Genomic DNA, 21330 nt, shown 5'->3' with positions numbered 1-21330 from the left:
TAATGACGCCATTATTTCATTAAAATTGAATGATATTTTTCGCAATAAACAACTACCCTCTTAAATCAATTTTTAGATAAACTGCAAATCATAAATTTCTTTATTATTATAAGTATTAAAACGGTCGATTTGACCTTTTAATATAACTTCCTGTTGTTTGCGACTTACATTATGATAATAAGTCATACGTACATTCAAATCAGCTTCATGACCATTGTTCTCAATCGTTCTTTCTAATTCTTCGTACACATTTTTATTAATTGGTAACATGTACCCTTCTTTACTAGGTAAAATATGCACGTATTTTTTCTGAATGACTTTATCCTTCCCCAATAAAACCTCTATTGCAATTTTTTTAGCAGCACCGCCACCTAAATTATATAGTTTAATATAATCTTTATGATGATGCTCTTCTGTTGCCGAATTCATTATATTAAGTTGATCCTCCTCCCTTTCTAATAAAATTTGGTTAAAACCTAAAGCTGGCAGAAAGCTAATTTTCATTTGATAAAGTTGAACTGAAACTGATACAAAATAAAATAAAGCCATAATAAATGTTCCAATAGATCCTATAGCTGAAATAATGTTAATCATTAAGATATCAACCCTCCCATAAGAAATTTATATGATTAATTTCAAACTGAAAAAGCATTTTACTTAATCGTTTATATCCAAAAACAATCATTTTAAACGTTATATTCGACTGCTCATATAAAAAGTTTTGCTTTATAGCCTTAAGTAATTTTTTAACCATCAAGTACGATTATTATTACGGCAATCTATTTGTATTGACTAAAAAATACAATAACGCTTTTAAGAGCTCCCATCTTTGACCAGTATTTTCCAAATTAATAACACGTCTTCTTCAATACATATTTATCTCATACAAATAAGTTGATTTTTTTATTTTTACAAACGTAATTTCTTAACAAATCAAAATTTTACATTTAAATCTTTCGATATATTACAAGTTTTTTAAAAAAGTAATATATTTCTATCAATAAAAGTAATATAATATTAGTAATTATAGTTTCATTAATTTATTGCAACAATACATAGGATCATTATTACAAGAATTATTTAATATCATCTTAGAATCTCACAAAATATCAACTTTGTTTAATTACTCAAAATGATAAGTCATTTAGAGTTTTTAAAATAAATTTTTGCGAAATAAAGGAGACATGTTAAATGAAAAAAGTAATGGGGATATTATTAGCAAGTACACTTATCTTAGGTGCTTGTGGACATCATCAAGATAGTGCAAAAAAAGAGAGCACTAGTCACAAAAAGAAAGAAAATGACAATGAAGAATTAAATGAAGAACTTAAAGAATTTAAAAGCAAAAAAAATATGGATATAAAAATTAAAGGCGATACTATTGTTAGTGACAAATTTGAAGCTAAAATAAAAGAACCGTTTATCATCAATGAAAAAGATGAGAAAAAGAAATATATCGCTTTTAAAATGGAAATTACTGCTAAAAAAGACGATAAAGATTTAAATCCATCTTCTATTTCTCATGACTATATTAATATCACTCAAGATGATAAAAATACAGTAAATAAATTAAGAGATGGTTATCTTTTAAGTGATAAAAAATATAAAGATTGGACAGAACATAACCAAGATCAAATTAAAAAAGGCAAAACTGCACAAGCCATGTTTATCTATGAGTTAAGAGGTGATGGAAATATTAATTTAAATGTCCATAAATACTCAGAAGATAAAACAGTTGATTCTAAATCATTCAAATTTAGTAAACTTAAAACCGAAGATTTTTCTCATAGAGCGGAAACAAGAGAAGAAGTAGAAAAGAAAGAAAAAGAATTTGAAGAAGAGTACAAAAAAGAACAAGAACGAGAGAAAGAAAAAGAAAAGCAAAAAGATGACGACCACAGTGGTTTAGATGAAGTATAAATTTGGTTTGTTGATTGTCTTACATTCAGTTATTTAATTTTTAGAGAAACTGACTTATTTATAGCTTAGCCAACATGATACTATAAAGCTATGATTAAAAATAAAAAATCTGTGTTTAATGGTGTTAAAGAAATCAGTCCCCGTGCCGGAAAATCATAAAAAAAGATGGGATAAATTTGTAAATCCCGCATTGAATAATGCATTAAAACAAGAAGAGGCTACATGGGGAAATGTACAAGGTCAAGTTTCACAAGCATTGATGGGAACTGGTATTAAAGATTCTACTGCAAGAAGCATAGGGTTTTGGGTTTCCCAAGTTGGTCAAGCATTAATATAAAAAGAGTGTGATAAAATGAATAATGAAGAATTAGAAATGAGATTGTTATTAATGAAACAATCAATAGAACAATTACAAGAAGAACTAGCGCCTAACTTAAAAACTAGAGATTTAGTGTTATTAAGATATATGTATTCATATAAAGAAATTAATATGCTAGATTCTTACTTGTTCCAATTGGCTACAAATAAAGAGCAAATAACAAAAAAACAATTTAAAACAAAATTGGAAAATATTAGAGAAGTACCAGAAATACCTATTAGACAAGTTAATGATATATTAGAAGGTTATAAAAATAGTGAGTTATATGTTGAGTTGATAAATAGCATCCTAAAATAAAAATAAACATACTAAGATTAGCTATGAAGGAATCTATGACGATAGATTTTTTCATAGCTATTTTTTATAGTTATAAAGAGGAGTAGTCTGTTCTGACTCTTGGATTTTAAATATGTATAATAAACAAGTAAGCTTTACTCTCGCCTTTTAAAATTCGTTTGTAGTATGTTGGGTTCTTAAAATCGTGAATAGGAAAATGCAATGAGAAAGGTTAAGTAAAGTTTTTAACTTCTCATTTATTCAATGGAAAATTTTTTATCGATTACTTAGACATTAATATTAGTAAAAGAAGTAGTGTAGTTGCAAATTATAAAAACTAAAAATTCCAAAAAGAGTTTATCATCCAAAACAATAAAAATGGCTACAATGGTATGTTGTGAAATGCATTTCTTAACTACGACTTCTTTTATTTCCGTCTCGTCAACTATTGCTGATTGTGTTAATAGGCATATTGATTCTAATGAAAATATCAAAACTCGGCTCATCTTTTTATAACTACACCCACTTAGTGACGTAACAAAAATGAAAAGTTCTTTTTCAGTAGCCATTTATCCAATTAAGTGTAGACGATTCACATTTTTATATTGACATATATAACATGGAGAATTTTTTGCGTATAAAGAAGTTTCTTCATGAACAATGTTGAATGTAAAACTCAGAATCCAACTTTTTTGACACTTATTTGACACACATCACTGTCCCCTTATATCTCAAAAACTAATTCATAATCACTTATTACTCTTTCCTCCATCAAATAAACACCTATACAAACACTGCTATATCAATACTCACAACAAATTCTGCAATGCATTATCCCCTGAAAAACACATAATAAAAAAGCCCACATCCACAAAAGTTGTAGGCTACAAATATGGAGACGGCGGGATTTGAACCCGCGTCCAGAGGTCCTGATACACATCTTTCTACGTGTGTAGTTTATCGAAAGGTTTCGCATCATGAAAAGTGATAAACAACCAACATGATGCTAGCTTGATTAAGTTTCTTCTAAACAGACTTCAAACGGCAGTGTTTAGCATATCCTATTAAGGTTGAATCGCGTTAACAGCACATAGGAAATGCTGTTAGGCGATGCAGAGTGCGATTAGGCAGCTACTGCGAAATTATTGTTTGATTTGCCAGTTATTATAAACTGTGTGTGTTGATGACGAAGACAACCCTCCGACACGCTTAATGAGCTCGGGGGACCCCTGTCGAATCCATGAACGTCCCCGAAATAATAAATCAAACAAATCATACTTTTGTAATTTACAAAAGCACATATAACTATATCAAATATAGCCCGATTAAGCAACTAAATCGCTTAATAACGGGCTTTCATATCGCGCGCAACATCTCGTTTGACTGCTTTTTCTTTCAAAGCTTGACGTTTATCATATTTTTTCTTACCTCGTGCAACACCAAGTAATACTTTACAATGTCCATGCTTCAAATAAAGCTTTAACGGCACAATCGAATAACCAATCTCACGTGTTTGATCACCCAATTTAATGATTTCACGCTTGTGCAATAATAATTTTCGAGAACGAAGAGGATCGTGATTAAAACGATTCCCTTCTTCGTATGGTGCTATATGCATATTATTCAAATACATTTCACCGTTTTTAACTTGCGCATAACTATCTTTAAGGTTAGCACTACCTCGGCGAATCGATTTTATTTCTGTACCTTGTAATACGATTCCCGCTTCAATCGTGTCTTCAATATTATAATCATGTCTTGCTTTACGATTTTCCGCTAATGTACCTGGTGATTTCTTCTTAGCCATTCATACTCACCTCATTGCTGCTTATTTTTTCTTACGACGTGCTTTCTTTTTCACACTTTTATCTTTATAAAATGGCTTATGCTTACTATTACCTGATTTATCATTATTACGTTGGTTTTTACCTTTACGTTGCTTACCTTTTTTCTTACGACCCTTATCATCAGATTTCGATTTATCTAAAGATTTGCCACGCGTTTTAGCTTGAATCGTTTTACCTCTTGCTGGTCGCTGTGAGCGGTCATTTTTAGGTAAAGGCATTCCAACAATTTGAAAATCAATTAATCGTTCATCTACATCAACATGCGTCACTTTAACCTTAACTGTGTCACCAATTCTAAATACTTTAGCTTGACGCTCACCAATTAATGCCATTTGACGCTCTTCAAAACGGTAATAATCATCAGTCATATTCGCAATATGAACCATACCTTCTATCGTATTTGGCAATTCAATGAACATACCGAAGTTAGCTACTGAGCTGACAATACCTTCAAATTCATCACCAATATGTTGAATCATATATTCTGCTTTTTTCAATTCATCAGTATCACGTTCTGCCTCAATAGCACGACGTTCACGTTTAGAAGTATGTTCAGCTAACTCAGGCAATTTGTCTTCCCAACGCTTCACTTCTTTGTTATCCATTGATTTCTCAATTAAATACTTACGGATTAAACGATGAACTGTTAAATCAGGATAACGTCTAATTGGTGATGTAAAATGCGTATAATATTCAGCTGATAAGCCAAAATGTCCCAAGTTCACATCATCATAATGCGCTTGTTGCATTGAACGTAACATCATTGTTGAAATGACCATTTGTTCAGGTCGACCTTCTACTTCTTCTTGAACCTTTTGAAGTGTTGTTGGATGAATATCTTCGCCAGTACCCTTAATCATGATGCCAAAGTTTGTAATAAAATCAAAGAATTGTCTTAAGCGATCTGATTTAGGTTGCTCATGCACTCGGTAAATAAAAGGTACATCTAACTTACTAAAATGTTCAGCAACTGTTTCATTTGCAATTAACATAAATGATTCAATTAGACGTTCACCCTCGCCACGTTGTCTTAATTGAACATCTGTTGGTATACCGTCCTCGTTAACTAATACTTTTGCTTCACTAATATCAAAATCGATTTCACCACGTCGTTTTCTCATTTGAATCAAACGATTAGATAAATCTTGTGCTAAATCTAACATAGGCGTAATTTCTTTATATTGTTCGCGAATGTTAGGATCCTTTTCAGTAATAATCTGATTTACCGCATCATACGTCATTCGATAATCAGAATGTATAACACTATCAAAAATTTCATGTTTAACAACGCGACCACTAGCATCAATTTCCATGCGACAGCTTAACGTTAAACGATCAACGTGAGGATTTAATGAACAAATACCATTGCTTAATCGATGTGGAATCATCGGAATCACACGGTCAACAAGATATACACTTGTCGCTCTATCATAAGCTTCTTTATCTAAAGCTGAATCTTCAGTTACATAATAACTGACATCAGCAATACTTACAGTCAACTGCGTATTACCGTTCGCTAACTTTTTAACACTAATTGCGTCATCTAAGTCTTTAGCATCAGCACCATCAATTGTGATTGTCAATTCATCACGTAAATCATGACGGCCTTTAATTTCAGTATTTTCAATATGATCAGGTACTGCTTCAGCTTCTTGTAACACTTCATCAGGAAATTCAATTTCTATGCCATGTTGATAGATAATAGATAAAATATCTACGCCAGGATCATTTTTATGTCCTAAAATAGCAGAAATATGTCCTTCTGGATTATCTGAACCATCAGCATATTTAGTAATTTGAACAAGTACCTTATGCCCATCTACTGCACCTAAACTTTGTCCTTTAGGAATGAAAATATCTTGCATAATACGTTTATCATCTGGAATAACAAATCCGAAATGTCTAGCTTCACTATACGTACCAACAACTTGAGTTACTGAATGCTTCTCAATCGACTTAACTTCCCCTTCAATTTTACCTTTATGTTCACCTTTAGATTGATGTGTTTCTACAATAACAGTATCTCCATCCAAGGCACGATTAATTTTCGTCGGGGGAATAAATATATCTTCCATATCCTCATCTTCAGGTCTTAAGAATGCAAAGCCTTTTTTATTTTGACTTAACGTTCCTTTTATCAATTTTGATTGACCTCTAGAACTATGCTTTTTTTGGTATCTGTCTGTTTTTGTACGTTCGATTAATCCTGATTGTTCTAACTCCACAAGCACCTTAATTAAATCTCTAAACGAGTCGGCACTGCTTAAACCTAATGCATCTTGAAAATCTGACACTGACATAGGTTCATATTCAGGTTGATTAATAATCTCTTCTATAGATTGCTTTAAATTCATTATGCCCCTCCTTTCTAATGTTAAAATCTCTTTTTATTCTGACCAGTCTAATGACTCTAAAAATTGATAAATATCTTCAAATACTTGTTCTTTCTCTTTATCAATCGTAATAACATGTCCAGATTCACTGTACCACTTGATATTTTTGTCATCAGAATCTACATGGTCATATATATAATTTGCGGATTGTGGATCAATCATATTGTCGTTTTCTGCTTGAATCACTAAAATAGGATCCAACACTTCATCAACTTGCTCTTTAATCGTATCTAATGATTCACTTAGTTCTTTTAAAGTTTCAGTTGGTTTAAAATGATCCATTTCATTATCAATAGTCTCTTGATCTTTACCTTCATACTTTTTAAAGTTACGTGCATACTCTAAAAAGCCTTCGTAAATGGTACCTTCAGTTTTGCCACCCATTGGTGCACACATCGTTACAATACCCTTTACATCTCTATTTAAGCTTAATTTTAAAGCAAAATCCCCACCTAATGATAGACCAGCAACAACAATTTCATCATAACCTTGTTCAACAAGATAATCATAACCATCTAACGCATCTTTAAACCAAACGAAAGGACTAGATTTCAGTATTTCCTCTGGTGGTGCCGCGTGACCTTCATATTGTGGTGCATACGAAGTATATCCCTTTTTTTGTAAAAATCGACCTAATTGACGTACATCAGACGAATTGCCTGTAAATCCATGTAATAATAACACGGCACGTTTGCCTTCTTCAAAAAAGAAAGGTTTTGGTAATTTTATCTGCATAAATCTAACGCTCCCTTTGCATACTTAACTAGGCTATATATTTTACATAGCTTATTGTTAAACTATTACATTCTTAATTATAAATAAAAAAGCCCGACATTTACATCGCCGGACCTTACATACCAAGATAACTTATGCAAATCATAAGTACAAAAAATAATATTGATAAAATAATTGTTAATCTATTTAAGAATAAATCGACGCCACGTTGTTTTTGTTTACCGAATAACTGCTCAGCACCACCACTGATGGCACCTGAAAGTCCACTGCTTTTACCTTCTTGGAGTAGTACAACAGTTATTAATGCAATACAATCAATGATTAATAATACGATTAAAAATGTATGCATAAATTGTCCTCCGTTCCTTATATACGACAAGTAGTATATCATATTTTTATTGTTAAAATCAATTTTCTAGCGATTAAATGTACTTTTACGTTTGATAGAAACAACAAGCATATAAATCGCTAATGCAACCGAACCTATAATAACGATTAAAATTGGCAATGTTAAGTACGCACCGTGTGCAGCTTTTATTGCTTGAATTGTGATTGATAAATTAATCAACGTAAACAAACTATTTGATACATAAACTGCAAACATAAACCACCACACATAAGTATGTCGATTCCAAAAAGTGATGAAGCCTGCTAGATAAGCCAAAATATACATAATACCAGTGAATCTAAAGCTGTTTAAAATGTAATCAATCGCTTTATCTGAAGTGTTTTGATTCGTTAAATTAAGTAATGCTTTGGCAGTCGCATTATCCAACGAAACAAAGTAATGAATAATCAATAATATTGAGAATACGATTGATGCAGTTGCAATAAAGCGTCCTGTTTTAATTTCTTTATTCGTTCTATCAGCCATTTGTTTACTCCTCATATATTTAAATACGTTCTATAAAACCTTTATTTAATTTTACCTTTTAATAAAAGTGAATACCCTGTCATACAATATTCATTTCAACATAAATTTATTATACCAGTTTAAGAATACAAGTTAAATATGTGTTATTGGCTATCTCACGATTTATCAAGCCCCTTATAAATCATGATTTGAAGCCATCCAAAATAAAAAACCTACCACAGTCTCAACTCTGTGGCAGGTTATAAATACAAGCGTGAACTTTTTAAGCGTGAACTCAAAAACTTTATTCAATTTATACCGACATAATAATCCTCAACTAAAATTATGACAGTACTTAATGTTTAAAATGATTATTTATCTAAGTTATAGAATGATTTGATACCGTCATATTTAGCAGTTTCAAATAATTCATCTTCGATACGTAATAATTGATTGTATTTAGCAATACGGTCAGTACGTGATAATGAACCAGTTTTAATTTGACCAGCGTTTGTAGCAACAGCGATATCAGCAATTGTTGTATCTTCTGTTTCACCTGAACGGTGAGAAACTACTGCTGTGTAACCAGCTTTTTGAGCCATTTCGATTGCATCAAATGTTTCAGTTAATGTACCGATTTGGTTAACTTTAATTAAGATTGAGTTACCAATTCCGTTTTCAATACCTTTTGCTAAAATTTCAGTGTTTGTTACGAATAAATCGTCACCTACTAATTGTACACGGTCACCGATACGTTCTGTAAGTTGTTTCCAACCATCCCAGTCGTTTTCGTCCATACCGTCTTCAATTGTAATGATAGGATATTTGTCTACTAATTGTTCTAAGTAGTCAACTTGTTCTGCAGCTGTACGTTTTGCACCGTGTTCGCCTTCGAACTTACTGTAGTCATATACACCATTTTCATAGAATTCTGATGATGCACAGTCAAATCCTAAGAATACTTCTTCACCTGGTTTGTAACCAGCTGCTTCGATTGCTTGGATAATTGTTTCAACAGCATCTTCAGTACCTTCAAATTTAGGAGCGAAACCACCTTCGTCACCTACTGCAGTTTCTAAACCACGTTTGCTTAAAATTGATTTTAAGTTGTGGAAAATTTCAGTACCCCAACGTAATGATTCTTTGAACGTTGTAGCACCTACAGGTAAAATCATGAATTCTTGGAATGCAATTGGAGCATCTGAGTGAGAACCACCATTAACGATGTTCATCATTGGTACTGGTAACTGCTTACCATTAAATCCACCTAAATATTTGTAAAGTGGTTGACCTAATAAGTCAGCTGCTGCACGTGCTACTGCGATAGATACACCTAAAATAGCATTTGCACCTAATTTACCTTTGTTTGGAGTACCGTCTAATGCGATCATCATTTTATCAATAGATACTTGATCTAATACTGAAAATTCACCTTCAATAATTTCTGGTGCGATGATTTCATTAACGTTTTCAACTGCTTTAGTAACACCTTTACCTAAATAACGTGATTTGTCTCCATCACGTAATTCAACAGCTTCGTGTTCACCAGTTGAAGCACCTGATGGTACTAATGCACGACCAAATGCGCCACTTTCAGTTAATACTTCTACTTCAACAGTTGGGTTACCACGAGAGTCTAAGACTTCGCGAGCGTAAACATCTGTAATAATTGGCATGTTTATAATCTCCTTTAAATAGTTATTCTATAATTATTATAGCTTTATTCTTTCATTTAACAAAATGATATTACTATTATTTTCAAAAAATAAGTGTCATTAAGCGTTTACTTAACATCTTTTACAATATTAGTGTTTAATTAAAGATTCACCTGTCATATCTTCAGGTTGTTCTACATTTAATAAATCTAATAATGTAGGTGCTAAGTCACCTAAGCGACCAGTTTCTCTAAGTGTAACGCCTTCTTTTGTTACAATCACTGGTACTGGGTTCGTTGTATGCGTAGTCATTGGTTGATCATCATCCGTCAATACTTGATCAGAGTTACCATGGTCAGCAGTAATAATTGCATAACCGTCCATGTCTAAAATCTTATCAACCACTTCTCCTAAACATTCATCAACCGCTTCGATTGCTTTGATTGTCGGCTCAAGCATACCACTATGTCCAACCATATCAGGGTTAGCAAAGTTTAAAATAATTAAGTCCAAGTCACCTTTATTTAACTCTTCTAATAATGCATCTTTAACTTCATAAGCACTCATTTCTGGTTTCAAGTCATACGTTGCAACTTTAGGTGAATCAATTAAACGACGGCGTTCACCTTTAAATTCCTCGTTACGTCCACCACTCATAAAGTAAGTAACGTGAGGGTATTTTTCAGTTTCTGCAATACGTAATTGAGTTAAATTGTTATTTTGTGCAATTTCACCAATTGTATTATTTAAATCAACTTTTTCGAAGACGATAGCCGCATCGATATTGTCATTATACTTAGTGAATGTTGCATAGAATAAGTCTTTAATTTGTTCAACTTTAAAGCCTTCGAATGCTCTGTTCGCAAAAATTTCCGATAATTGCGCTGCTCTATCAGGTCGGAAATTATAGAAGATCACTGCATCTCCATCATTAACACCGTCATTTTGATTCTCAACGATGAATGGTACTACGAATTCGTCAGTTAAGCCCTCATTATAGCTTGCTTCTACACCTTCTTTGGCAGTTGCATAAGTTGGGGCATCAAAATTACGAATAGCATTGTAAGCTTTTTCTTCACGTTCCCAACGTTTGTCACGGTCCATTGCATAATAACGACCAGACACAGATGCAAATTGACCAATGCCTAATTCATTGAATTTAGCTTCAGTCTCTTCGATGTATTTCAAAGCGGATTTTTGATCTACGTCACGACCATCTAAAAATGCGTGTACGTAAACTTTTTCAACACCTTGTTTTTTAGCAAGTTCTAACAAAGCAAATAAATGTTTGTAATGACTGTGCACACCACCGTCAGACAATAAACCAAAGATGTGTAACGCTGAATCATGTGAATTCACGTGTGCAATTGCATTATTTAAAACATCATTTTCAAAGAAATCACCGTCTTCAATTGATTTATTGATTCGAGTTAAACTTTGATAAACGATACGTCCTGCACCGATATTCATATGACCAACTTCTGAGTTACCCATTTGTCCTTCAGGTAGTCCAACATCTAAGCCACTCGCTTCGATTTGAGTCGTTGGATATTTGTTGTAATAACGATCAAAATTAGGCTTGTTTGCTAATTTTACCGCATTACCATGTTCGCTTTCGCGGTTCGCAAAACCATCTAAAATAATTAACGCAGTTGGTTTCTTAGCCATGATTATTTTGCACCTTCTAACAATTGTACGAAATCTTCAACTTTAAGTGATGCGCCACCTACTAATGCCCCATCAATATCAGTTTGTGCCATGTATTCTTTAATGTTGTTAGGTTTAACACTACCACCATATTGAATACGAGTTGCTTCTGATACTTCTTTGCTTGATAAGTCAGCAATAGTTTGACGTACAAATGCACACATTTCATTCGCATCTTCAGATGTTGATGATTTACCAGTTCCGATTGCCCAGATTGGTTCATAAGCAATTACAACTGATTTTAGTTGATTTTCAGATAAACCTGCAACAGCTTTCTTAACTTGCTCACCTACAACATCGTTAGCTTTACCACTTTCACGCTCTTCGTCTGTTTCACCAACACATATAATTGGAGTCATTCCATGTTTGAAAATAGCGTGCGCTTTTTTGTTAATTTCTTCATCTGTTTCGTGGAATAATTCACGACGTTCAGAATGACCGATAACAACGTATTTAACGCCTAAATCTGCTAATGCAACTGGAGACGTTTCACCTGTGAACGCACCATTATCTTCGAAATACGTATTTTGAGCACCGATTTCTAAACCTTGTGCTTTTCCTTCTTTAACTACAGTAGTTAATGCATCTAATTGAATTGCTGGTGCACAAATTACTGATTCTACTTCTTTTGAATCTGGTAATGTTGGCAATGCATTGACGAAGTCTTTTGCTTCTTGTACTGTTTTGTTCATTTTCCAGTTACCAGCTATAATTGGTGTTCTCATTAAAGACACTCCTTGTTTTGTAAATATTTTTGAAAAGTGATGAAACACGATGTCATCTTGTGACTGTTTTCCCGTAACAATTTTAAACAAACATGCCACATCACTTTAAACTATCACTTTATTATTTATTATTGATTGCTTTGATACCAGGCAATTCTTTACCTTCTAGGTACTCTAATGACGCACCGCCACCAGTTGAAATATGAGTGAAGTCATTTTCAAAACCTAAAGAGATTGCTGCTGCAGCTGAATCACCGCCACCGATAATCGTAATTGCATCTTTAAGGTTTGCAATTGCTTTACATACACCAATTGTACCTTGTGCAAAGTTACTGAACTCGAATACACCCATAGGTCCATTCCATACAACAGTGTGCGCACCTTCTAATTCATCTGCAAATAATTTTACAGTGTTTGGTCCAATATCCATACCTTCTTGGTCTGCTGGAATTGAATCAGATGGTACTACAGTAATTTTGGCATCATTAGAAAATTCTTTAGCAACTTTAGTGTCTACTGGTAATACAATTTTATCACCATGTTTTTCTAATAAATCTTTTGCGAAGTCGATTTTATCTTCTTCTAATAATGAAATACCAATTTCTTTACCTTGCGCTTTTAAGAAAGTATAAGCCATACCTCCGCCGATGATAATTTTATCAGCTATGTTAACTAAGTTTTTGATGACATTAATTTTGTCAGATACTTTTGCTCCACCTAAAATAGCAACAACTGGTTTATGTGGATCGTTAACTACGCCACCGATAAACTTAATTTCTTTATCCATTAAGAATCCAGCTGCAGTTTCTAAATGTGTAGAAATACCAACATTAGATGCATGCTCACGATGCGCAGTACCAAAAGCATCATTTACAAACACATCACCTAAAGATGCCCAGTATTTACCTAATTCTGGATCATTTTTAGATTCTTTTTTACCGTCTAAATCTTCATAACGTGTATTTTCAACTAATAATACGTCGCCTTCTTTAAGGTCTTTAATAGCAGCTTCAAGTTTTTCGCCGCGTGTTTCTGGTACGAAAACAACTTCTTTATCTAATTTCTTAGATAAGTCTTCAGCAACTGGGCGTAAAGTTAATTTTGCTTTATCACTTTCTTCTTTTACTTTACCTAAATGTGAAAATAGTACGATTTTACCACCTTGTTCGATGATGTATTGAATTGTAGGTAAAGCTTGAACGATACGGTTGTCATTAGTAATTTCACCGTCTTTTAAAGGTACGTTAAAATCAGCACGTACTAGGACTGTTTTACCTTTAAGATTTAAATCAGAAACAATTTTTTTAGCCATGGTGTTTCCTCCTTGTAATTAGGAAATTTTATATAAAAATAAGCGGAGAAGCGTTTGTGCTCCCCGCTTACTCATAAGCTTTAATTAATGCTAAATAGTTCTGAGCACTAGCGTATTTGAATAAAAACTATACTAAAATTATTTAGAAAGTTCAGCTAAGTATGCTAATGTACGAACTAATTGTGCAGTATATGACATTTCGTTATCATACCAAGCTGCAACTTTAACTAATTGACGGTCGCCAACTGACATTACACGAGTTTGTGTAGCGTCGAATAATGAACCGTAAGTCATACCTACAACGTCTGAAGAAACGATTTCGTCTTCAGTGTAACCGAATGATTCGTTTGAAGCATTTTTCATAGCTTCGTTAACTTGTTCAACTGTTACGTCTTGTTTTTCTAATACTACTGTTAATTCAGTTAATGAACCTGTAGCTACAGGAACACGTTGTGCACCACCATCTAATTTACCATCGATTTCAGGAATAACTTTACCGATAGCTTTAGCAGCACCTGTTGAGTTAGGGATGATGTTTTCTGCCGCTGCACGAGCACGACGTTTGTCACCTTTTCTGTGAGGTGCGTCTTGTGTATTTTGATCACCTGTGTAAGCGTGAATTGTAGTCATTAAACCTTCAACTAAACCAAAGTCATCGTTTAAAACTTTAGCAACTGGTGCTAATGAGTTTGTAGTACATGAAGCACCTGAAACAACTGTTTCAGAACCGTCTAACTCTTGGTGGTTAGTGTTGAATACGATTGTTTTTAAGTCACCAGTAGCTGGTGCTGAGATTAATACTTTTTTAGCGCCTGCTTCAATATGAGCTTGTGCTTTATCTTTATCAGTGTAGAAACCAGTACATTCTAATACTACATCGATATTTAAGTCTTTCCAAGGTAATTTGCTTGCATCTGGTTCACTGAATGATTTAACTTCTTTACCATTTACGCGGAAACCACCATCAACTACCTCTACTTCACCTGTGAAACGACCTTGCATAGTGTCATATTTTAATAAATGCGCTAACATGTCGTCATCTGTTAAGTCGTTTACTGCTACAACTTCAAGACCTTCTACTTCTTGAATTCTTCTGAATGCTAAACGACCAATTCTACCAAAACCATTAATTGCTACTTTTACTGCCATTATAATGGCCTCCTTTAAAATGATATTTAAAAAGTATTAAACTTTTTATCTCTTATTCAAGTATTATCTTTGCTGCGGCTTCATCAGTGATTAACACTGTATTCTTGGGTGCAATCGTCAAGTATGCTTTAATTGCTTCACCTTTCGATTTGCCTCCTGCAACTGCAAAAATAAAGTCTTTTGATTCAAGGTCTTCTAATTGAAGTCCAATTGTTTTAACCTTATGGACAATTTGACCTTGTGTATCAAAATAATAACCAAATGCCTCTCCGACAGCTTGATGATGTTGAAGTTGTTCAATGACCTTTTCAGGTGATTGACGTCGATGCGCCATCTTCAGCGCATCACCAATGCCGTGTAATATAACGTTTGCTTGTTTAATTTTGTCTAAAGTGTTTATGACTGATGGCTCTAACAACAATGTGTTATATGTTGTTTCACTGACATTATCAGGTACATACATCGTCGTATAATAACCGCCAGCTTGTTGTGCCATACTGGCTGCAATTGTGTTTGCCTGAAAGACAACATTTTCGCCTAGTCCACCTCTGGCTGGTACGAAGAATACATTATATGGTAATAAATGAATTGCTTCACTAACACATGCCATCGTGGATCCGCCAGTTACAGCAACTATCGCGTCTTCTTGTAATATGCCTTCAAGTAATTGACCTGCTTGTCTACCTAATTCTGTTTTAACAGATTGACTATTATCAGCATCACCAGGAACAACATGAACTTCCTTAATTTGAAATTTATTCTTAATACCTTCTGACAGACGATTATCATCTGCATAGATATCAAAGTAACCTTTCAATTGCGAAATCAGTTGCTCACCTTCAGCTGTAATTTCCATTCCGGTAGGCTTAACTTTTATCAAATCTTGTTTCTTAAGCATATCTGTTTCAGAACGCAGTACACGTTCAGTCATATCCATATGTTCGCTTAAACTTCGACGTCCGACAGGCTGATTTTTTGAGATAGTAGTAAGAATAGAAAAACGTTTATACATTTTATCTATGAGATCCGGTATAAGCTTTTGCTGTGCTTGCAATAAGTCTTTCACTACTACCTCCTCCTTATATTTATAAATGTAAATAAGGATATGTCACAACCAGTGGTTGCCTTTTTAAGTCCCGCGTGGGACAAAAATTAACCTCTTTACACTTGCAATAGTACTATTCTATTTCAAAAATTGCAAGCATAAAACTTAAATTTTCTAAATAATTTGATAAAGCGCTTGCAATACATTTTTCGATTTGTTATTCAACAAAACGTTTTATTTTATTCGCTGTAGTCAAATGTATACCCTTATACTGACTCGCTAATCATTTGCTTATTATTTGAACTAAGACATAAATCAATGCTCTAGAATCCAAAAAGTTACATTAGTAGTAGTTGACCGAACAAAAATGCACTTGTAACAAGCTTTTTCCAATTAAAGTCAGGGGCCCCAACACAGAAGCTGACGAAAAGTCAGCTTACAATAATGTGCAAGTTGGGGTGTGGGCCCCAACATAGTGAAATTGGCTCCTCCCAATTTCTACAGGCAATGGAAGTTGGGGTGGGACGACGAAATAAATTTTGCGAAAATATCATTTCTGTCCCACCTCACTCAAAATAAATTTCACTATCCGTAAAATAAACAACTAACTATTTAAGTATCATCTCTCCCCTAATTAACAATTATAAAAATAAGAACCAATATTCGAGACAACCTAATTAATTGTGTTGTCTGTCATACTGGTTCATTTTTGTTTGACTAAATACTACTTATCATTAGCATTATTTTGTTTATTTGTTGTTGATTGGCTATTTTGTTGTGGTGCTTGTGGTTTTGCTTGCTGATTTGATTGATTATTTTGTTGATTATTATTTGGCTTTGGTGTTGGTTGTTGCGGCTGTGGTTTAGGCTGAGCTGGTTGTTTATTATCATCAGTTTTCTTCTGATTATCATCTGATTTATCTTGAGATGCATTGTCATCCTTATCTTTCGACTCATCCTTTGATGCTTTATCATCATTCTCTTCTTTAGCAGGACGTTGCTTTGTAGGTGCTTGTTGCTGAGGTGGCACATATTGATATTGATTCTGCTGTGGCAATTGCTGATATTGGTTTGCTTGTGAATCTAGCTCATTCTGCTCTTTTTCCTCTTGTTGCTTTTTCTTTCTCTCTTTTTCTGCATTTTCTTTTTGACGCTTTTCTTTTTGTTCCTGCTTTTGTTCGTTCAACATACGTTCTTTAGCTTTATTCGAATGATCTACATATGCAAAAATTGCAAATACTAATCCTCCGAGTAATAGCAATACCGTCGCAATGCTAACTACTTTCGCTGTTGTACTCATTTTCTTCTTACTTCCATCTTCATTTTTATTGTAGTCGTAATTTTGATTCGACATACTCTCCCTCACTTCAAACTAATTTAAATATAGAAATTATCACGCAACCATTAACATTTTCACAACTAATTTGCTTACCTAGTTTCTACAAATATTAATAAACATTTACTCTTTTTGCCTTCTTCAACTTAAAACTGCCTTCACTATTACTCACTCGTAAATCGGATTCATTTTTACAAAGAAATAGTAGTCTTATATATCTTAACATTTAATAACTAAATCAAACATATTTTGAGCCTTTTTTTGAAAATTAACATTTTAACCTTTTTGATTTTACAACAAATTATAGCTACGTATTGAAAATTAAAGCATTGGTTTAAGTGTTGTGTTAAAAGTTTTTATGTTTAGATTGTTATATTACTATGTATTCTTAAATTTGTTTAAAAAATTAATGCTTTAAATTGATGTATAATGGGAATAAGAAATAAATAAAAACGACCCGCACGATTAACGTACGGGTCCACTACTAAAGGGAGTCAAATTTTTACCTTCGTTTGTATCATGCAGCGTTTTACACATACTTTTAAGAGATGTTTATTCGTTATCGAAGGTACACCTTTATTATAACTTATATCATTTTTATTAAAATACAATTCAAAAAAAGTTATTGACATATTATTGTCTAAATAATGTATAACCTTTGAACAACAATAATGATTATTAAATAGTAACTAAATACAAAATTACATGGGGTGAATGATAATGAAACAATACTTAATTACTGGTGGGACTGGTATGGTTGGATCTCAATTAGTTAATGAAATTAAAAAATCAGATTCACACATCACGATATTAACGCGACACGACCAAATTTCAAATGATAAGAAAATTTCATATGTCAACTGGGCTAAATCTGGGTGGGAACACAAAGTTCCTCAAAATATCGATGTGGTCATCAACTTAGCAGGTGCTACACTGAATAAACGATGGACACCGGAATATAAACAAACGCTAATGCTAAGTAGAATTCAATCTACGCAAGCTTTATATGAATTGTTTAAATCACGTAATAAAGCACCTAAAGTTTTATTTAATGCTAGTGCCACTGGTTACTATCCTCCTGATTTATTTATGAGTTACACAGAAGTTTATAAAACTTTACCATTTGATTTCTTATCAGATATTGTGTATCAATGGGAACGTTTCGCACAACAATTTGAACAATTAGGTACGCGAGTTGTCATCGGTCGTTTCGGTATGATTTTATCGAATGAAGGCGGTGCGTTACAAACAATGAAACTACCATACAAATATTACATTGGTGGTAAATTAGGTTCTGGTCAACAATGGTATTCATGGATTCATATCAATGATTTAATTCAAGCTATTTTATTTTTAATAAATAACGAGTCAGCTAGTGGTCCGTTTAATTTAACTGCACCTATACCTGAGCGTCAAAATTTATTTGGCTACACTTTAGCAAGAGCTATGCATAAGCCCCATGAAACTTGGGCACCAAGTCTTGCAATGCGTCTCATACTTGGTCAAATGTCAACAGTAGTATTGGATACTCAAAAAGTATTACCTAATAAAATTCAAGCATTGGGATTCCAATTTAAATATAGTAATTTAAAAATGGCACTTGAAGATTTAATCAAAGAATAATCAATACCATTAATGAGCATTAGAAACAACATATGTACTAAATGTAATGTCTAGAGCGACTTACAAACAAAGGATTGAAATGTTCCTTTCAATGTCTACTTTGAAGGGAACATTTCATATAGTTACGGTTCAACTAGCTTCATTCAATCATATTTCCGCTCAAAGTATAGTAAACAATTTATTGACACCTCGGTTTACTCATACAAAAAGAGCAGACTGCTTAGTCTACTCTTTACTTTGAATTATTTTGTTTCAGGTACCATCACTTCATCAATTAAGCCATATTCTTTAGCTTCTTCTGCAGTTAAGAAGTTATCACGATCTGTGTCTTTTTGTATTTTTTCAATACTTTGACCAGTACGCTCTGATAAAATGCGGTTTAATTTTTCACGTGTTTTTAAAATGTGATTTGCAGCAATTTCGATTTCAGTTGCTTGTCCTTGAGCACCACCTAATGGTTGGTGAATCATTACTTCTGCATTTGGTAACGCGAAACGTTTACCTTTTGCACCAGCTGCTAATAAGAATGATCCCATTGATGCAGCCATACCGATACAAATTGTTTGAACATCAGGTTTAATGTGTTGAATTGTATCATAAATCGCAAAACCAGCTGTTACACTTCCACCTGGTGAATTAATGTATAAATAAATATCTTTCTCTGAGTCTTGCGCTTGTAAGAATAATAACTGTGATACGATTGAATTTGCTACGTTGTCATCAATTTGTGAACCTAACATAATAATACGGTCTTTTAATAAACGTGAGTATATATCATATGCACGTTCACCGCGGTTTGTTGTTTCAATAACTGTAGGAATTAAATTCATCTATATTTCCTCCTTGTAATAACTGTTACTCATTATTTTACATATTAAGTCAAATTTGGTCAAACACTTTGACTTTAAATAGTTACATTGTTTGACGCTTTTCTCTTTCCTTTGTAAACTGATAATATCTATTTTAGATTGTACTTATTTTACTTCTCATAGTACAGAGATATGATTACATATTTGCTCCTTGTGGTGTAATGGATAACACGTAAGATTCCGGTTCTTAAGATAGGGGTTCAATTCCCTTCAAGGAGGCTGTTTTAATAAAATACAATACTTTTCAATACTGAGAATCCCGCAATGTCGGGATTCTTATTTATGCTGATTTTGTTTTTGTCTATGATCAGGGACTTTCAGGGACTCAATTAATTATCACATTCATATTTTCTTATGACCAAATTGATACATATGATGCTATTTAATGAGAAAATTAGGCATCACTTGGTTATTGAATTTCCTTCATTAAACTTTCCAGCTCAATTTAATAGTTAGTCGACTATTATTCATTAAACACTTTTTAATCATAAAAAAGTGTTTTTGATAATTCACTACCAAAAACACCTTCTTACTTATAATTCTATTTGTTCACCATTTCTAATCTTATCGGCTAAATCATTCAGTTTTCTTAATCGGTGATTTACACCTGATTTTGAAATTGGACCAGTTGATACCATTTCTCCAAGCTCTTTCAACGAAATTTCTTGATGTTCTACTCGAATTCTAGCAATCTCTCTCAACCTGTCTGGTAAATTTTCAATACCAATTTCTTTATCAATCAATTTAATGCTCTCAACTTGTTTCATCGCAGCACTAACTGTTTTATTTAGATTGGCCGTTTCACAATTAACGAGTCGGTTAACAGAATTACGCATATCTCTTACAATACGTACGTCTTCAAATTTTAATAACGCTTGATAGCCACCTATCAAACTAAGAAAATCCGAAATCTTTTCCGCTTCTTTTAAATACGTAATACTTCCTTTTTTTCGCTCTAAATGTTTGGCATTCAACTCATAACTATTCATTAGTTTCGTTAAGCCTTCTGCATGACTCTCATTTTGAGAAAAAATTTCCAAATGGTACGAAGATGTTTCAGGGTTATTCACTGAGCCACCTGCCAGAAAAGCTCCTCTCAAGTAACTGCGTCTCATTTCGTCATCTTGAATCATTGAATGATCAATTTCATGCGTAAAAATGCCGTCTTTTAAAATTCCTAATTCATCAAGAATTTCTTTCGCTTTCATCTTTGTACGACAAATATAAATATTATTTTTTTTAAGTTTCATTTTTTTACGGACTAATATTTCAACTTCCACATTAAAGACACGTTTAATCAACGAATAAATACGTCTTGCCGTTGTTGCATTTTCCGTTTGAACATTTATAACAAATTGTTGATTTGAAAGACTAAGTGCACCATTCATTCGAATCAGTGCACTGAGCTCTGCTTTTGCATTCATTTCATCGACGTCTATTCTAGTTAATTCATTTTTCATTTCTGATGCAAAGCTCATCGTACAGTCATTCCTTTCTTATTTAAAA

General features: G+C 33.2%; 20 protein-coding genes and 1 other RNA gene. 4 read left to right on the top strand and 17 right to left on the bottom strand.

Annotated elements, in window-relative coordinates:
- Nucleotides 1-72: 72 nt before the first annotated feature.
- Nucleotides 73-594 (bottom strand): hypothetical protein, encoded by a 522-nt coding sequence (locus JQN76_RS07965; protein WP_000608179.1) that lies wholly within the window; start codon nt 592-594, stop codon nt 73-75.
- Nucleotides 595-601: 7 nt separating this feature from the next.
- A complete protein-coding gene (locus JQN76_RS07960) occupies nt 602-757 on the bottom strand; it encodes a hypothetical protein (RefSeq protein WP_001790158.1) in 156 nt (51 codons plus the stop codon).
- Between the two features lie 434 nt (nt 758-1191).
- On the opposite strand from JQN76_RS07960, the gene JQN76_RS07955 reads away from it, so the two are divergent.
- From JQN76_RS07955 to JQN76_RS07945, 3 genes are all read left to right on the top strand, one after another.
- Entirely contained in the window at nt 1192-1920 is a 729-nt protein-coding gene (locus tag JQN76_RS07955; RefSeq protein ID WP_000757406.1) for a DUF5067 domain-containing protein, read from the top strand.
- 118 nt (nt 1921-2038) lie between these two features.
- Nucleotides 2039-2257, top strand: coding sequence for a hypothetical protein (locus JQN76_RS07950; protein WP_001668901.1), 219 nt, complete (start codon nt 2039-2041; stop codon nt 2255-2257).
- 15 nt (nt 2258-2272) lie between these two features.
- The gene (locus JQN76_RS07945) at nt 2273-2596 is read left to right on the top strand and encodes a hypothetical protein (protein ID WP_001058299.1); all 324 of its coding nucleotides are present in this window, start codon (nt 2273-2275) and stop codon (nt 2594-2596) included.
- A gap of 869 nt (nt 2597-3465) precedes the next feature.
- On the opposite strand, the gene ssrA is transcribed toward JQN76_RS07945, so the two are convergent.
- The 13 genes from ssrA to JQN76_RS07880 form a co-directional block, all read right to left on the bottom strand.
- Nucleotides 3466-3827: a transfer-messenger RNA gene (gene ssrA / locus JQN76_RS07940) on the bottom strand.
- Between the two features lie 90 nt (nt 3828-3917).
- Nucleotides 3918-4382, bottom strand: coding sequence for an SsrA-binding protein SmpB (gene smpB / locus JQN76_RS07935; protein ID WP_001085185.1), 465 nt, complete (start codon nt 4380-4382; stop codon nt 3918-3920).
- Between the two features lie 21 nt (nt 4383-4403).
- Nucleotides 4404-6776, bottom strand: coding sequence for a ribonuclease R (gene rnr, locus JQN76_RS07930; RefSeq protein WP_001050063.1), 2373 nt, complete (start codon nt 6774-6776; stop codon nt 4404-4406).
- A gap of 33 nt (nt 6777-6809) precedes the next feature.
- Nucleotides 6810-7550, bottom strand: coding sequence for an alpha/beta hydrolase (locus tag JQN76_RS07925; protein ID WP_001165962.1), 741 nt, complete (start codon nt 7548-7550; stop codon nt 6810-6812).
- Nucleotides 7551-7665: 115 nt separating this feature from the next.
- Nucleotides 7666-7899, bottom strand: coding sequence for a preprotein translocase subunit SecG (gene secG / locus JQN76_RS07920; RefSeq protein ID WP_000556760.1), 234 nt, complete (start codon nt 7897-7899; stop codon nt 7666-7668).
- Nucleotides 7900-7965: 66 nt separating this feature from the next.
- A complete protein-coding gene (locus tag JQN76_RS07915; protein WP_000785252.1) occupies nt 7966-8424 on the bottom strand; it encodes a hypothetical protein in 459 nt (152 codons plus the stop codon).
- 350 nt (nt 8425-8774) lie between these two features.
- On the bottom strand, nt 8775-10079 hold the full coding sequence (gene eno / locus JQN76_RS07910) for a surface-displayed alpha-enolase (RefSeq protein ID WP_001121760.1): 1305 nt from the start codon (nt 10077-10079) through the stop codon (nt 8775-8777).
- A gap of 129 nt (nt 10080-10208) precedes the next feature.
- Nucleotides 10209-11726, bottom strand: coding sequence for a 2,3-bisphosphoglycerate-independent phosphoglycerate mutase (gpmI, locus tag JQN76_RS07905; RefSeq protein ID WP_001836968.1), 1518 nt, complete (start codon nt 11724-11726; stop codon nt 10209-10211).
- 2 nt (nt 11727-11728) lie between these two features.
- The gene (gene tpiA / locus JQN76_RS07900; RefSeq protein ID WP_001260101.1) at nt 11729-12490 is read right to left on the bottom strand and encodes a triose-phosphate isomerase; all 762 of its coding nucleotides are present in this window, start codon (nt 12488-12490) and stop codon (nt 11729-11731) included.
- A 121-nt stretch (nt 12491-12611) separates the two neighbouring features.
- The gene (locus JQN76_RS07895) at nt 12612-13802 is read right to left on the bottom strand and encodes a phosphoglycerate kinase (RefSeq protein ID WP_001074757.1); all 1191 of its coding nucleotides are present in this window, start codon (nt 13800-13802) and stop codon (nt 12612-12614) included.
- Nucleotides 13803-13940: 138 nt separating this feature from the next.
- Nucleotides 13941-14951 (bottom strand): type I glyceraldehyde-3-phosphate dehydrogenase, encoded by a 1011-nt coding sequence (gene gap / locus JQN76_RS07890; RefSeq protein ID WP_000279414.1) that lies wholly within the window; start codon nt 14949-14951, stop codon nt 13941-13943.
- Between the two features lie 52 nt (nt 14952-15003).
- On the bottom strand, nt 15004-16017 hold the full coding sequence (locus tag JQN76_RS07885) for a sugar-binding transcriptional regulator (RefSeq protein WP_000654030.1): 1014 nt from the start codon (nt 16015-16017) through the stop codon (nt 15004-15006).
- A gap of 703 nt (nt 16018-16720) precedes the next feature.
- Entirely contained in the window at nt 16721-17350 is a 630-nt protein-coding gene (locus JQN76_RS07880) for a DUF4887 domain-containing protein (RefSeq protein ID WP_000070831.1), read from the bottom strand.
- Between the two features lie 702 nt (nt 17351-18052).
- On the opposite strand from JQN76_RS07880, the gene JQN76_RS07875 reads away from it, so the two are divergent.
- The gene (locus tag JQN76_RS07875; RefSeq protein WP_000816304.1) at nt 18053-18955 is read left to right on the top strand and encodes a TIGR01777 family oxidoreductase; all 903 of its coding nucleotides are present in this window, start codon (nt 18053-18055) and stop codon (nt 18953-18955) included.
- A 242-nt stretch (nt 18956-19197) separates the two neighbouring features.
- Here JQN76_RS07875 and clpP read toward each other — a convergent pair whose 3' ends face one another.
- A complete protein-coding gene (clpP, locus tag JQN76_RS07870; RefSeq protein WP_001049165.1) occupies nt 19198-19785 on the bottom strand; it encodes an ATP-dependent Clp endopeptidase proteolytic subunit ClpP in 588 nt (195 codons plus the stop codon).
- A 572-nt stretch (nt 19786-20357) separates the two neighbouring features.
- Nucleotides 20358-21302, bottom strand: coding sequence for a DNA-binding protein WhiA (gene whiA / locus JQN76_RS07865; RefSeq protein ID WP_000006551.1), 945 nt, complete (start codon nt 21300-21302; stop codon nt 20358-20360).
- Between the last annotated feature and the right edge of the window lie 28 nt (nt 21303-21330).

It is taken from the genome of Staphylococcus sp. SM3655 (assembly GCF_016917315.1).
GTDB lineage: Bacteria > Bacillota > Bacilli > Staphylococcales > Staphylococcaceae > Staphylococcus > Staphylococcus aureus.
The sequence above is the reverse complement of the archived record's forward strand: the minus strand, read 5'-3'. Positions and strand labels throughout refer to the sequence as shown.

Coding starts and splice junctions, on each gene's coding strand:
- JQN76_RS07965 (WP_000608179.1), bottom strand. CDS start 594: ATGATTAACATTATTTCAGCTATAGGATCTATTGGAACATTTATTATG.
- JQN76_RS07955 (WP_000757406.1), top strand. CDS start 1,192: ATGAAAAAAGTAATGGGGATATTATTAGCAAGTACACTTATCTTAGGT.
- JQN76_RS07950 (WP_001668901.1), top strand. CDS start 2,039: ATGGTGTTAAAGAAATCAGTCCCCGTGCCGGAAAATCATAAAAAAAGA.
- JQN76_RS07945 (WP_001058299.1), top strand. CDS start 2,273: ATGAATAATGAAGAATTAGAAATGAGATTGTTATTAATGAAACAATCA.
- smpB (WP_001085185.1), bottom strand. CDS start 4,382: ATGGCTAAGAAGAAATCACCAGGTACATTAGCGGAAAATCGTAAAGCA.
- rnr (WP_001050063.1), bottom strand. CDS start 6,776: ATGAATTTAAAGCAATCTATAGAAGAGATTATTAATCAACCTGAATAT.
- JQN76_RS07925 (WP_001165962.1), bottom strand. CDS start 7,550: ATGCAGATAAAATTACCAAAACCTTTCTTTTTTGAAGAAGGCAAACGT.
- secG (WP_000556760.1), bottom strand. CDS start 7,899: ATGCATACATTTTTAATCGTATTATTAATCATTGATTGTATTGCATTA.
- JQN76_RS07915 (WP_000785252.1), bottom strand. CDS start 8,424: ATGGCTGATAGAACGAATAAAGAAATTAAAACAGGACGCTTTATTGCA.
- eno (WP_001121760.1), bottom strand. CDS start 10,079: ATGCCAATTATTACAGATGTTTACGCTCGCGAAGTCTTAGACTCTCGT.
- gpmI (WP_001836968.1), bottom strand. CDS start 11,726: ATGGCTAAGAAACCAACTGCGTTAATTATTTTAGATGGTTTTGCGAAC.
- tpiA (WP_001260101.1), bottom strand. CDS start 12,490: ATGAGAACACCAATTATAGCTGGTAACTGGAAAATGAACAAAACAGTA.
- JQN76_RS07895 (WP_001074757.1), bottom strand. CDS start 13,802: ATGGCTAAAAAAATTGTTTCTGATTTAAATCTTAAAGGTAAAACAGTC.
- gap (WP_000279414.1), bottom strand. CDS start 14,951: ATGGCAGTAAAAGTAGCAATTAATGGTTTTGGTAGAATTGGTCGTTTA.
- JQN76_RS07880 (WP_000070831.1), bottom strand. CDS start 17,350: ATGTCGAATCAAAATTACGACTACAATAAAAATGAAGATGGAAGTAAG.
- JQN76_RS07875 (WP_000816304.1), top strand. CDS start 18,053: ATGAAACAATACTTAATTACTGGTGGGACTGGTATGGTTGGATCTCAA.
- clpP (WP_001049165.1), bottom strand. CDS start 19,785: ATGAATTTAATTCCTACAGTTATTGAAACAACAAACCGCGGTGAACGT.
- whiA (WP_000006551.1), bottom strand. CDS start 21,302: ATGAGCTTTGCATCAGAAATGAAAAATGAATTAACTAGAATAGACGTC.